The 14003-nt window shown below is 33.9% G+C and carries 10 protein-coding genes; all 10 read right to left on the bottom strand.

What is annotated here, in order from left to right:
• Window positions 1-23: 23 nt before the first annotated feature.
• Complete coding sequence (gene kduI, locus CSW08_RS13690; protein ID WP_106660432.1) at window positions 24-866, bottom strand: 5-dehydro-4-deoxy-D-glucuronate isomerase; 843 nt, start codon at window positions 864-866, stop codon at window positions 24-26.
• A 184-nt stretch (window positions 867-1050) separates the two neighbouring features.
• On the bottom strand, window positions 1051-2196 hold the full coding sequence (locus CSW08_RS13685) for a DUF4861 family protein (RefSeq protein ID WP_106660431.1): 1146 nt from the start codon (window positions 2194-2196) through the stop codon (window positions 1051-1053).
• Between the two features lie 291 nt (window positions 2197-2487).
• Window positions 2488-3885 (bottom strand): vanadium-dependent haloperoxidase, encoded by a 1398-nt coding sequence (locus tag CSW08_RS13675; RefSeq protein WP_106660450.1) that lies wholly within the window; start codon window positions 3883-3885, stop codon window positions 2488-2490.
• Between the two features lie 388 nt (window positions 3886-4273).
• Window positions 4274-5410 carry an N-acetylglucosamine-6-phosphate deacetylase gene (gene nagA, locus CSW08_RS13670; RefSeq protein ID WP_106660429.1) on the bottom strand — a complete coding sequence of 379 codons (1137 nt, stop codon included), beginning with the start codon at window positions 5408-5410 and terminating at the stop codon, window positions 4274-4276.
• Between the two features lies 1 nt (window position 5411).
• Entirely contained in the window at window positions 5412-7091 is a 1680-nt protein-coding gene (locus tag CSW08_RS13665; protein WP_106660428.1) for a sodium:solute symporter family protein, read from the bottom strand.
• Window positions 7092-7149: 58 nt separating this feature from the next.
• The gene (locus CSW08_RS13660) at window positions 7150-7902 is read right to left on the bottom strand and encodes a glucosamine-6-phosphate deaminase (RefSeq protein ID WP_106660427.1); all 753 of its coding nucleotides are present in this window, start codon (window positions 7900-7902) and stop codon (window positions 7150-7152) included.
• A 15-nt stretch (window positions 7903-7917) separates the two neighbouring features.
• A complete protein-coding gene (locus CSW08_RS13655; protein ID WP_157831491.1) occupies window positions 7918-9162 on the bottom strand; it encodes a Gfo/Idh/MocA family protein in 1245 nt (414 codons plus the stop codon).
• Between the two features lie 378 nt (window positions 9163-9540).
• Window positions 9541-11502, bottom strand: coding sequence for a glycoside hydrolase family protein (locus tag CSW08_RS13650; RefSeq protein ID WP_106660425.1), 1962 nt, complete (start codon window positions 11500-11502; stop codon window positions 9541-9543).
• Between the two features lie 147 nt (window positions 11503-11649).
• On the bottom strand, window positions 11650-12858 hold the full coding sequence (locus tag CSW08_RS13645) for a glycoside hydrolase family 172 protein (protein ID WP_203226899.1): 1209 nt from the start codon (window positions 12856-12858) through the stop codon (window positions 11650-11652).
• 546 nt (window positions 12859-13404) lie between these two features.
• Window positions 13405-13971 (bottom strand): GTP-binding protein, encoded by a 567-nt coding sequence (locus tag CSW08_RS13640; protein WP_106660423.1) that lies wholly within the window; start codon window positions 13969-13971, stop codon window positions 13405-13407.
• Window positions 13972-14003 lie beyond the last annotated feature (32 nt).

Here is a 14003-nt window from a genome sequence, read left to right as displayed (position 1 = left end):
GTTTTATATTAATAAGTAATTAATTATTTTAAATCCTTAATTTTACAAACATCCATATCGCCGTAATCCAAATTTTCACCAGCCATTCCCCATATAAAAGAGTAATTACTTGTTCCTGAACCACAGTGGATGGACCATGGTGGAGAGATAACCGCTTGATTATTCTGCATCCATAAATGTCTGGTTTCTTGAGGTTGTCCCATAAAATGACAAACAGCTTGTCCTTCAGGTACCTCGAAATAAAAATACACTTCCATTCTTCGGTCATGCCCATGTGCTGGCATGGTGTTCCAGCTACTGCCGGGTTTAATGGTAGTCATTCCCATTTGCAATTGACACACATCAACCACACTATTTACTATGTATTTTCTCAAGGTTCTGGCATTGGCTGTTTCGGGTGATCCTAATTCGATAACCTCTACATCATCTGTTCCTATTTTTTTAATGGGATATGCTTTATGTGCTGGGGTTGAATTTAAATAAAATCTAGCTGGCGTTTTTGAGGATTTACTTGAAAATACTATCTTTTTATTGCCTTGACCAATGTATAATGCTTCTCTGTGGTTTAAAACATACTCGGTACCATCTACAGTTATACTACCGGCATCTCCAATATTTATAATTCCAAGTTCTCTTCTTTCTAAAAAATATGATGCTTTTAAAGGGTGTATAGTTTCTAATGCAATAGAGTTAGAAATTGGCAAAACACCACCTGTTATAAATCTATCATAATGTGAATAGACTAAATTTAATTTATCGGATTCAAATAATCTGTCAATTAAAAATTCATTTCTTAATTGTGTGGTACTATATTGTTTTACAGCATCCGGACTAGATGCATAACGGGTTTCATAGTTAATTAACATTCTTTTTATTTTAAATGGTTATCACTCTTTAATCATTCTAAATTTTCATTTAAAGTGTCTTTTTAGGCATTAATAAATTTACAAAAGCAAGAATGATTTAGCAACATAAGCCAGCAACAAGAAATGCCCAAAATAATACTGAAAGTAAAATTGTTTTTACAAATATTTTGATTATTATCATTTTTCATAAACCGATAAATAATCCATTGTCTGCTATTTTCTCTTGAGTTTCCTTTAAATAATTGAACCATTGCTTTTCGGTTGTAATAAATCCAGCTTTATCCCAAACAGCTCCAGTATAATAAATAAATATTTCATTATTAGGTATTTCAAACATCGCTAAATATTGATCTTTCCTCACTTGCATGTTATTTACTTTTGAAGGAATAATGACACCAACTCCTGTTGTGCCATTGTCGCCATGTTTTGGTTCCCAATATCCTAAAACCCCATGTTGTGCATCCAATAATTCTGGGCCATTTCCGGTTCTTTTTATAATACCAACTACAACCGGGATCTGTTTTAATCCATCATCTTCATATGTATATTTAACTTCTACTTTATTTAACTGTGAACCAGCATCTAAACTAACTGTTTTTGTGGCTTTCATCTTTTTATCATTAACATCCCATTCATCAAATTCTAATTGAAAAGTGGTACGCAATGGGCCATTATCCAAAACTTTCCATCTAGTATAGTTTTTAGAATACCAAATACTATCATTGAGAAAGGGCGCCATATTTCCAGCTCCTAAAGTAAGGCCAACATGGTAATAATCCATTCCGTCGCCAAGATCTACATGATATTCACCACGCTCATAACGTTCATTAATTACCATTCTATCTGTACTTTTTACCCAAACATCTATTCCGTAAGCATTACCTTCGCCACCTTCTTCCAAAGCTTTACCATACATTCTGTATGCTATCTTGTCATTTTCCCAAGTAAAATCATCTAAACGCTCAGGTACATATCTACCAAAAGTTTTAGTTGAAAATTCACTATGCTTTCCGACCTCAAACAATAAATCGAGGGTGTTTTTGGAATCTAAGCTAATTTGTATTAACACATTTTGCACCTCTGTACCTCCTTTCATTTCTAACTGAAAAGGGATTTCTTTTAAGGAATTTGCATCGAGAATTCTAAAATTATCAACCTCTAAAAAAGGGTATTTTACTTTTACATCTTTCCAAGAAAGTGATACTACTTTATCGATATAAGAAAAGTTGCTAATGTTTTCTATCTTAATTGTATTGTTTTTTGATGTTGCACAAGATACACACAAAAATCCTACTATTGAAAAACAAACTATACTAACTATTATTTTCATATTTTTCTGATATATTAGTTAAACAATGCCAGTCGAAATTGATAAATACACATTTTTTATTTAAGCGAACTCATTTTTTAATATGTTCTTTTACGTATGTTTTAAACTTATTTCGAATTATATTAAAGGTTAATCTTTTTAAAGGGGCATAAAATTTTGTCCATATCCACATATTTAGAATTAAACAAAGCCATAACGACTTTACAAGGTGTTTTTGCATAGGATTAAACTCGCATGCTGCGATACTTGTATGCACAATCATATTATTAGGACGATATTCAAACTGAAATGCTAAAACGTTTTTTGATTTTTATTTATCATTTTTAATCTATCAATTACAAATTCTCCAACTTTTCTGCCTTGCTTAAGCCCTACTTCAACAGCAGATCTGTAATGAATTCCGGCATACATTCTGCTAAGAGCAGCTTCCTCTGCCGCTGCATTGAAAGAGGTAAAACTTCTTATTGGTAAACCATATATTGTTTCCGTATCATCCTGAAAATTAAAATTATCACCAAAAATACTTGTGAGAACGGATGCAGCAGCTCCTGAAACAACAGAATGTCCACTGGTATATTCTGGGAATGGCGGCGTTTGTAATATAGGTTTCCATTCACTATCCATATAATTGTTAATAAGGGTTTCTGGTCTTATAAGGTTGCTACGGTATTTTTCATCCCAACAACTTATAAAAGCATCTGCTATGGCAATAGAGGTTTTTGTATAAGCAAAAACAGTCTTATCAAAATCTGCATTATCAGACTTACATGCAATTTTTGCTATTCCAATCCAATGAGCACCAGGTGTTATCTTTTTTTTAGCAAACATAATATGTCCATTAGAAACAGAAACATATGGGTTGCAATCCCAAAATTGAGCTATGGCTAATCTTTCAGATTTATCACCTTCAACATCTAGCTCATTTCTGATATCATAAACCTCTTTTAATTCTTTATAAAAGTTTGAATTCTTATCCATAGAAAATTTAGGAGGTGGACTAGGTTTAAATTGTGAAGCAGTATCTAGAACAAAAGGTCTTATTTTACTCCAATGTGGTTCTACCCCTTCCATATAGGCTGGTGGAGTTGGTTGCCATCTACCTTCTTCATGAGAGTCGACAACAAATTTAGTCATTGTCCTAGTTTGCACATAATTGTCTTTTTTCATCCATTCAGCAATAAAATCTGATACTTCTAAGCCATATGCTTTGGAATCTTTAAATTGAGAAGGGTTTTTTGTTTCCCATATTTGGTATAAACTATCTCTAAATTCTTCTATTCTAAATTGAGAGAAAATTAATTTTTTACTCATTTCCATATGTGCTACTAAAGCAGCCAACTGGTAATTAATATTCTTTGAAACATCTACTTTGGGAATTTCTACTAAATGTTCAATTTGCCCTGCTAAAGAATTGTATTCAGGATTTTGTTGCGCTATAATCTCATAGGCTGCAATATTTGGGTATGCAAATATTCTACTAGCAACTGGCGGAGAAAATATATCATGTACCATAACATCTACAACTCTATCAACAGATTTGTGGAACTCATTTGGTGTGATTTCTATGGGCTTTGAATTATCTTTGTCTATGGTCATATCCTTTTTATCAGTCTTACAACCAAAATATAATAGTATTGTAAATAATATTAACAATGCTATACTTCTATTTTTTATATTCTTTTTTTTCATTTTAGGCATAATTATTATTTTAATTTAAAAATTGTTTTTATAAAGACATATTATTGAATAGCAAATAGTATTAAATTAAGTGCTTAATTAAAAATTTAAGTATAATTTACTGGTTTATTATTAAATTTCAAAATGATTAATTTTATATTCATCATAATTTCCGATGTCAACTTTAATCAAATGAGTTCTGATAGTATCAAATTATACTTCTTTAAAAAATTCAACAATCTTTAAATATTAGAGCTTCTGCTTTCAATTCTCTAGTTATATTTTTACTATCCCATTCTTGTAATTATTTATGTAAACCTTTTGATTGAATGACTCAATAATTTACTTACCTCTTAATAATTAAGATCATATTTCTAACTCACCATATGTAATTATATGATCAATCATTAGTTATTACTGTTTCAGTAATATTAATCTTACCATTTTCAAAATTAAACAATATCAATTCTGATCGATTACCAACCTGTATTGAACCCCTATCATTTAAGCCGTACAATTTTGCAGGATTTTTCGAAGCCATATCAATAGCCTCTCTTAAATTACAGCCTGTATATTTCATTACATTTTCTACTCCTTTTCGTAAGGGTAACGATGCCCCTGCAAAACAGTTTTGCTCTGGAAGCATTATGACTCCATCAACAGTAAGAAGGACATCCTTTCCGTCCCATACATATTCGCCTGGAGGCATACCAGCAAGCATAGTCATATCAGAAGTAAGAATAATCCTTTTAGAAGTTAAGGAGCGATACAATACCTTAACTATTTCAGGACGCAAGTGAAAACCATCAAGAATACAGCTACACATCAGCCGATCATCCGCAATCTGTGGCCAAAACGGATTCTCAAAACGATTAATCATGTTTGCCATCCCATTTCCAAGGTGAGTAACAGTTTTTGCTCCAGCATCAACTGCTTGTTCAATAATCTCTGAGCTGGCATTGTGGTGACCAAGTGCAACAACAATATTATTTTGTACACACTTTTTTATAAATTTGATAGCTCCATCAATTTCCGGTGCTAAAGTTATTTGAAGAATATTTCCTTCAGCAGTTTCGTTTAATTCCTGAAATTCATCCCAATTGGGCTTTCTAACATATTTAAGGCTATGTGCCCCACGATATCCATCTTCGGGCGAAATATATGGCCCCTCAAGGTGATAACCCGGAACTGCATTCGATACTTCAGGATCACGAAATGTTAAACTAAGGTTTGCGAATGATTTCAGCAATGATTTATGTGAGGCAGTTATAAGAGTTGGCATAAACGTTGTAACACCATGTTTCCGATGCATTCTTACAATATCTAACATCTCAGTAACCAAAAGGTCAGGTTTTGAGAATTCAATCCCTATACAACCATTTACCTGATTGTCGATCAAGCCAGGTGCAATATACCTTTTGTTAGCATCGGCATCTTTGAAATCTACTACTTGTTCAATTTCTTGAATAATGCCATGTTCGATTTTTAAAGCTATCTTCTGATTATTTGAGTATAATATTCCTTCTATTTTTCTCATTTTAAAATATTTGTAAAATACCCCAAGCTAAAAGTAATAGACATCCAACAAAAAGCCAAGCAAATATAAATCCATTGATATCTTCTTTGTATCTTTTTGGAAAACCTTTCCAGCGTTCTTTTGTGAACCAAGAAGGCAGATCTAGAAGAAGCAAATCGTGTCCCATTTCAGCCGCCAATGGTTTCTGTCCATTTTTTATCCTTTTCTCATCCGAGAGCCTTAGCAAATTATCAAAAAACTTATCCGTTTGTTCTTTTGGCTCAGATTTTGTAAGCAAACTCACTAAAACCAACATTCCAAATCCCATTAACATTGACCAACCAAAAGGTTCCGGTCTCCATTCATAAACCAACTCAAATGAACCTGCATGTATATAATTTAAGTAATAGTAAAGAATAAAAGAAGATAACACGGCCATAATTGCCCCATATCTGTTTGCCTTTTTCCAAACCATTCCACCAAACATCATAATACCCATAAAAGCTGCAATTGTTTCAGTAAAAAGAAATGCATTTAATACACTATTAATATAAAGGGCAAATATAACCCCTAGAGTTGTAAGAAAAAGGCTTGACAATCGTCCCGTCCACAATAATTCCTTATCTGTTGGATTCTTTTTTATGTACCCCTTGTAAATATTTTGAGTGAATAAAGCTCCGGTATTAACCATGAAATTTGATGCAGATGACATATTTGCCGCAAGAATTGAAGCAACCATTAGTCCCAATAATCCTGGAAAAAGGAGCTCTCGGGTTGCATATCCAAATGCCATCTCAGGATCGTCTAGATTTACTCCATTTTTAATTACTAATGCAGCAACAATAAGACCAGTAAAGGCCCATCCGATTGTAACCGTACGTTTAACAAATGAACCGTATGTCTGACCTATCCTTCCAGCACGTTCAGTGACTCCTGTTGCACACATTGAAACCATATGAGGCTGTGCTGTAATTCCAATAACTCCATTTAAAGCAAGCATTAATATGGTAAACCAACCGATACCTAATTCGGGACTAAACAAGTTAAAAAAATGCAAAGGTAGTGACTTCTTTATCCCTGTGATTCCTCCTACTTCTCCTATCCCAAGTGGGATAAGCATAATAGAAAGTACAATAATCATAAATCCTTGAATAAAGGTTGCATACGCTGAAGACACTAATCCACCGAAAAAACTGTAAATAATAAAAGCAACGGTCATTGCATAAACAACACCATCGGTAGAAATCATGTTACTTGTTGCAATTGAAATTACTTTTCCAGCACCTTTTAGCATTGCTCCTTGTGCAAAAATGAAAAATAAAATTGCAAAAATAGAATAAAACAGTCCCATTTTTTTACCGTAACGATCTTCTATAATCTCACCAACGGTTGTGCGTTCACTTCTACGATACCAGGGAGCAATCAACCAGTAAAAAGGTGTGATAACCAAATTTTTCCATTGATACCAAATAGAAGCAAAGCCCATCTGAAAACTAGCCCCTGTTTGTGCAACAAAATTCTCTGAGTGAGTTCCCGCTCCAAATCCCTGAGCAATCATTATCCATTTATTAAAGGATCTATTTCCCCTAAAATAGTCATCACTATTTTTAACCTTGCGTGTAAGCCATAGCCCATAGCTGGTAATACTAATAAAATAAATAGCAATAACTAAAATATCTAACCAGCTAAATTCATTTTTCATATATATAATCTTACGATTTTATTTATTTTAATAAATTCTGTTTTTATCAAAGAATAAACTAAAAAATAGTCTCATGAGACTCATTTAATAGAGATGCAGATGCCTTATCTAAGTATAACCAAGTTTGGTTATGTAATTTTAATGCTGTCGCTGGAACATCTGGAGCAATTTCTGATTCGATTGTATTTCTTACAGCAATTGCTTTACGTCTATCAGGCACACTTGCTATTATTACTTCTGATTTTAACACTTGTTTAACTGACATACTTATAGCTTGTTTAGGAACATCTTCTAAAGAGGGAAACCAACCTTCTCGTAGTTGTTGCTTTCGACAAGCTTTATCCAAATTAGCAACGAAATAAGCTTCTTCTCTGTCAAAATCTGCTGGAGGATCATTAAAAGCTAAATGAGCATTTTCTCCTATACCAACAAATGCAACATGAATTTGCATTCCTGAAATTATTTCATCAAGCCTATTACACTCCTCCAACGGATTTTCAGCATTACCATTTACGTAGTAAAACTTTTTGATAGGCACCAAATCTACAAACCGTTCTTTTAAGTATTTACGAAATGAAGCCTTGTGTGTATTAGGCAGCCCAATGTATTCATCAAGGTGAAATCCTGTTACTTTTGTCCAGTCTATGTCCTCTTTTACAAGTTCAGACAACATTTCAAATTGCGAGACACCCGTTGCTACAATTAAATTTGCTTGACCTTCTTTTTCAATTGCATTTCGAATAAATTCGGCTCCCTTTTGTGTTGCATTTTTACCTAATTTGTTCTTGTCTTCTGAAATTACAATTTTCATATTTTAAGTTTTTTTTTATATATTTTGAAATAGACCTAGCTCTCTTTCTTCTTTCCACATACCACGTGTAAAATCAGGGAACTTAACCGGGATACTTCCAAGTTCAACCGATAATTTGGTAAGGGGTAAAATTACAGACCAGTCAACCCCATTATAGACGTTCATATCCATTGGAAATCCATTATTGAGATTTTTAATTAAACGGTATAACATAATATAATCCATACCTCCATGCCCTCCTTGATCTTGAGCCTCTTTCTTCATTTTACGCCAAATAGGATGCTCATATTTCCTTTTCACTTCTTCAAATTTCGCTTCGTTAAGCCAATCATGTCCGAAGTCTTCATTGTATAGCGACAAGCGGCTTGGATAACCTTCATGATGAGCCATATTTCCAGTCAAAGCATTAATTCGACTATAAGGGCGAGGTGAAACAACATCGTGTTGCAGAAGGATAGATCGTCCTTTTACTGTTTTTATCAATGAACTATTCATATCCCCATGGGAAAAGTTTTTTTGATTATAGAAATCGTTATCAGGTGAAGATTGTTCAGCATATTGATGTAAAGATTCCTCTGAAGAATCCATTGACACAAGATAATCGAACCTGTCACCATTACCTATGCCCATATAATTCGCTATAGGTCCTAATCCATGGGTAGGATAGAGATTTCCATGTGTTTCGGCATGTAGTCTTAATCTCCATTGTTTATAATAAGCATTAGTTGCTGGATCATCACTTTTAACGAACAATTTTTGCAACAAGGAATGAATATAGCCTCCTTCTGCATGGGTTAATGAGCCAAAAACATTGTTATTAACCATATTTAAAACCCAAAGCTCTTCTTCCCCATAACAGCAATTCTCAAGCATCATACAATGACGTTGGGTTCTTTCAGCAGTATTTACAATATCCCATGACTCTTGGATAGTAAGTGCTATTGGTACTTCTACTACAACATGTTTACTTTGCTCCATTGAATAAACCGCCATACGTGCATGTTCGGTAGGAGGAGTAGCTACAATTATTAAATCAATATCTGTTCGTTTTACCATATCTCTCCATATTTCTTCATCTCCAAAATATAGGTCAATATCCTTTTCTTTATTGTTTAATTCATTCAAAAATTCAACAGCTCTTTTAGCCCTACTTTCTCGAGTATCAGCTATAGCAACTATCTTCGCATTAGGCTGTAACGAATTAATATTTTTTAAATGTTCGTATCCTCTATTTCCAACTCCTATAATGCCTATTCTCACCTGCTTTATCGGTGGGTGTTTTAACCCAATTACAGAGTTACCGACAGCTTCAGGTGAATCTTTAAGACTATTAATTCTATTCTGAATTTTATCATATGTAAAAGCAGCTCCTGCCGTAAATCCTAAAAAACCTGCACTCAAAGCAGAGAGCTTAATAAAGTTCCTACGATTATTTTTCATTTGATACTTTTATTTATGTTATATTTTTTAGTTAATTTATTGAATTTTAGAAATTCAGTAATCCTATCAGAAATTGAGCATAATATTGAATTGATTTTAAGCTATATGTGGCAACAAGATTAAACTATAAATAATTTAACCCTGAGTTTTTTATATTTAAATATTTTTTATGATGGTGTCTCTAAGAGTAAAACCATCTTAATTGCTTAACAAAATCTCATCCCCAAGATGATCCAAAATACGATTATAAGCTTCAGCTGCAGCACCATTACCCCAATCATATATAGTAAAATCTCCAATACCAATTCCATTGCTATTGGTTGTGCCACCATGACCATAATTTTCCATCATAAAACCATAGTCCTCTTTGTCGAAGAAGTCCCATTTTTGCTCCCACTGCTCTTTAGTTTTCGGGTTTTCTGGGCAATACATCATCACAAATGACGCTTTTAAAGCAGCAATCCCTCTTTGCATATACTCTTTATTGCCTAATTCTTTTCCGTACTTTAAAATTAATTCAGAAAATAGACTTTGTCGAGAATCATTCCATTCTCCATCAGCATTCATTACTCCAAAACCCCCTAAAGTACTTACATACATGTAAGGTGGTTGCCAGGTTGCTTGAGTCATTAACATTTCATCCAAAGTTCGCTGACCATATTGAATATATTCTTTATTCCTGGTTGCCTTATAGCAATTAAAAAGCGCCTCGGCTGTCCAATACATCGAAAAATTATTCTGCTTATACATGTTATTTCTTTCCACCTTTTTGTTGACCAAATTATTTGATCCGTAGCGGCTGCATGACCAATAGGTCTCAAAATCCTCCCACCTTCCTGTTGGGACAATATTTTTCATTACCGCTTGCATTGCCTTTAAGCCAGAATCCAGATACTTTGTATTCTTTGTAAGCTCAAAAAGTTTCAATAGAAAGGTAACTGACATGGAGGTTTCTGGAGAACGATTAAGATGTTGCATTGGCTCCAATGAATCTGTAGATATCCACCCTGGAAAAAAGCCCTCCATATCCTGGGTATTTAACAGGGCATCTGCGTAGGTAGAAGCATAATTTAATAGCCTTTCGTCTTTCTCCAACTCATCGAACCAAGTCAACATTAAATATGCGGTCCAACTCATATCGATTATGTGGTAGGGAGCCAATTTTGGGTCTCCTGTGTAGGGATTTCTATTTGAATTCCCAAAATAATGAGTTTCCCAACCTTTTGATCTATTATAATTCTTACCATCTATAACTACCTCCTCCATTTCTGTGGCGATCAATCCCTTAAAGAATCCTTTTTTTTGAGGAAATGACAGTGCAAGTTCTTTGCCCATTCTCGCCTTCTCCTTTAGGTTTGTGTTTTTTGTTCTGCTGGCGTACCTATAGAGACCCGAAGCAGATCTTAATGAGCTAAACCATACTTGGTTCCAAATAGATCGAAATTCCCGTTCGTCAATTTTATCTGGATAGTTCGGACTTTGGGTTGCATTGACAATAAAAACGGGTGCTCCAACTTTTTTACCATTCAACTCAAATTCTTGCCACACAACATCTTTCCAACTATTAAAAGCCCAATCATACGTATGTTTAACAAATAATTCGAGATCTGTACTCAATGGCATGCCAGATTCATAGAGTGGTGCCCCCCAATTTTTCCAAAAATAAGCAAGGGGCTTGCGCCAAGGATTATTAATTTCATCAGGGTTATCACTAACCATTATGGTAAAACTAAACTCAAGCTTTTGAGGGAGATATATATTTCCATTTTTTCTTTTAAAAAGAACGTGCTCGTCAACCTTATTATCACTCAAGCCTAAGGTGAGCTTATTTTTAGGTGCATCCATATCCATATACCATTTTACTGGAGTTCCATTCTTTAAAAGATCTAGATTTGGCATTACAACTAATTGCTTTCCCTCGCCGGAAACAATAAGTGCCGGAGCTCTAAAAACATGTTGAGCAATAATATGTTGATCAGTGGGTGTTAAATGCGGTGCCCAATGAAAATTTGGTCTAAAATTGGGTGTGATATCTAATCGCCAGTCATTTTGCTTTAAGGTATCCTTGATGTCAAATTTTAAATTTACCGTAACAATTGTTTCAGAAACCAGGTCTACAGTTATTTCAGGCCTATAACTACCCATAGCGGTTATTTCCATGTTACTGATAAATTTTGATATTTCTATCGGAACACTCTCAAGAATGGACGATTTATTTTCTTGATTCGTACATGAAATCAAAAACAATAAAATGACTAGGAATATGTAAATTGAAAATATCTTCATATTTTGTAAGGAAAATTGTTTTTATTCACGTTCGTTACCCCAAAGCTGCCTTTCATAACCCTTACTCTTTCTCCATGCATCTCTCCAGATATGAATATCTTGTGCCGACGGGATTGGCATCGGTTTTCGTTCCTCTTTATCTTGCAATTTTGGAAATTCAGTAAATGGTTTATCTTGGTACCAGTAAGCCACACTAGCCAAATCAAGGGTGAGATTATTGTTGTGTCCATGCTCAATGGTAAATTTGAAAGAAGAATCAAAATGAATTGGATCAGTTATATGGTAACGATATACATGAGTCCTTCCTAGCCATCCTATATCCCCATTAACTCTTGGATACCCGAAATAAGGATGTGAAAAAGGAACTTTGGGGCACCATGAAGTGTTGAAATAATCTTCAGTTCCAGTACCATGTAATGACGGCGAACTTTCGCCATCTATGTACATCATGTCATCTCCTTCTCCATACCACATTGGTGTAGGGCTATTTACATAATAATTAACTCCCACGAAATGACCCTTTCCCTTTGTTTCCATTATCAGATAATTGTCCTGCACTGACGAGTTAGCCCTAGATTCTCCCAATAGCCCCCATTCATTCTCGCCATCTGGAAGACTCTTTGTCAGTTCATGATTATACCATGCATGAAAATATAATGTATTATTGGGCAATTTATCAACTTCAATGTAATCTACATAATAATAAAATGCATCAATTTCGGTATCAGATTGGTTCTCAATTTCAATTCTCGCACTTTTATGGAATGGCATTTGAAAATAACTTACCAACGCTGCACCGTTCTTCGGCCCGGCACTAAGAGGCAATGATGAAAAATCATAGGACTCTTCCCAGCCTTGCCCAAAAAAGGCACCAATTGGTGACTCCACCGAAGGAGTTTCGCTGCCATCCCAATACATTCTAAGCACCACATCATTTCTACTCATTTCATCAGCAGTAGGCGAAATAGTTATCCATATATGATTGATAATACCGGTACCTTTTATATCACACAATGTGAAAAATTCCCCAGGTTTAATAGGGCCTTTATAGTCACTATTTTTACCCGTTTCATCATAACTGCTCACTCTCTTACTTTTAACACCTTCTTTATCCTGTGTTAAGGCCGAAAGGGAGTTAGAAGTGTCCTGTGCGACAAGGTTCATAGTAAAAAACAAGAAAATCATCGATGTGAGTTTCAATATTTGATTCATTCTAAGGTTATTCAACATGATCATAGTTTTTATTTAATGTTAGTATAGATTTTATAATGTGTTTAATTTTGTCACCTTTTTATAATTCTCGTTGAATTCTTTGAGTACAAAGAGTATAAATCCATTCCTCTTGTTTATTAAAAAAATAAATGTAATTCATTTGTCCAACTTGCCTTTCGAATAAAATTAAGTTCTATTGAATTACTCTTTGTAACGAGCCTAATGATTCTTTCGATTTTCCAACTTATAGCCTTTCTTTTTTCAACAGTTCTATGGTGTTGTACTTGTAGTTGCCAACTTAATCTGAATGTCAATAAATATAAAGGAAATACTAATGTATATACTTTATATTTATGAGAACTGCCAGGTCTTATATAAGACCCGGCAAAACTCAAAACAACTAAACTAACTAAATAACTAACTAAATTTCATAAAACTGGATAATTGTAACATTACATAATGTCAAACCCCTATTATTAAATTATCACCAAAATAAGGATTCAAAATTCCTCTAAATAATACATACCTCTTCTTCTCTATAATTTTAAACAAACAATCCTCATATTACCAAACCTCATTATGCCTATAACTTGGATTGGAATATTCTAGGATGAAATGTTTTACTGCAATAATTTCAAATCTAAAACCTTGTTCTTCAAAAGTTTTAATGACATCCTTGATAATTTGGTCATATGCGGATCCAACCTTGGTTACACAATCGTTAATAAGAATTCTTTGCAACTTTAAGGGATCTACCATAACAGAAAGAGTTCCTAAATCTATATAATTGCGATATACTGATTTTAAGCGTTGTATTAAGATTGCAGACAGATCCGTACAGCTGCCAACAGGTTCTGCCAAGATTATTTCACAATTAAAAGAGTTTACTAGACTAAAAATTGCATTAAAAAATCCTTTAAAATCACAACAAAAACAACTTCTTGAAACCTCCTCTACTTTAAATCCATCATGCTCTAAAACATAAGTGTCGACCAAACCTGCAGCTTGATCTTTGGTTATAATACCGACCTTTCTATTCTGGGATTTTAATAATTGGACAGCCATAGATATAAGTGTTGTTTTGCCTGCACCCAAGAATCCTCCAATAAGTATTAATTTTGGTTTTTCCATATTACTCTGATCATATTTTTTCAATAAATTTT

The sequence above is a fragment of the Confluentibacter flavum genome (assembly GCF_002843175.1).
GTDB classification, from domain to species: domain Bacteria; phylum Bacteroidota; class Bacteroidia; order Flavobacteriales; family Flavobacteriaceae; genus Confluentibacter; species Confluentibacter flavum.
The sequence above is the reverse complement of the archived record's forward strand: the minus strand, read 5'-3'. Positions and strand labels throughout refer to the sequence as shown.

Excerpts from the sequence above, each read along its gene's own strand:
- kduI (WP_106660432.1), bottom strand. The coding sequence starts at position 866 with ATGTTAATTAACTATGAAACCCGTTATGCATCTAGTCCGGATGCTGTA.
- CSW08_RS13685 (WP_106660431.1), bottom strand. The coding sequence starts at position 2,196 with ATGAAAATAATAGTTAGTATAGTTTGTTTTTCAATAGTAGGATTTTTG.
- CSW08_RS13675 (WP_106660450.1), bottom strand. The coding sequence starts at position 3,885 with ATGAAAAAAAAGAATATAAAAAATAGAAGTATAGCATTGTTAATATTA.
- nagA (WP_106660429.1), bottom strand. The coding sequence starts at position 5,410 with ATGAGAAAAATAGAAGGAATATTATACTCAAATAATCAGAAGATAGCT.
- CSW08_RS13665 (WP_106660428.1), bottom strand. The coding sequence starts at position 7,091 with ATGAAAAATGAATTTAGCTGGTTAGATATTTTAGTTATTGCTATTTAT.
- CSW08_RS13660 (WP_106660427.1), bottom strand. The coding sequence starts at position 7,902 with ATGAAAATTGTAATTTCAGAAGACAAGAACAAATTAGGTAAAAATGCA.
- CSW08_RS13650 (WP_106660425.1), bottom strand. The coding sequence starts at position 11,502 with ATGGAAATAACCGCTATGGGTAGTTATAGGCCTGAAATAACTGTAGAC.
- CSW08_RS13645 (WP_203226899.1), bottom strand. The coding sequence starts at position 12,858 with ATGTTGAATAACCTTAGAATGAATCAAATATTGAAACTCACATCGATG.
- CSW08_RS13640 (WP_106660423.1), bottom strand. The coding sequence starts at position 13,971 with ATGGAAAAACCAAAATTAATACTTATTGGAGGATTCTTGGGTGCAGGC.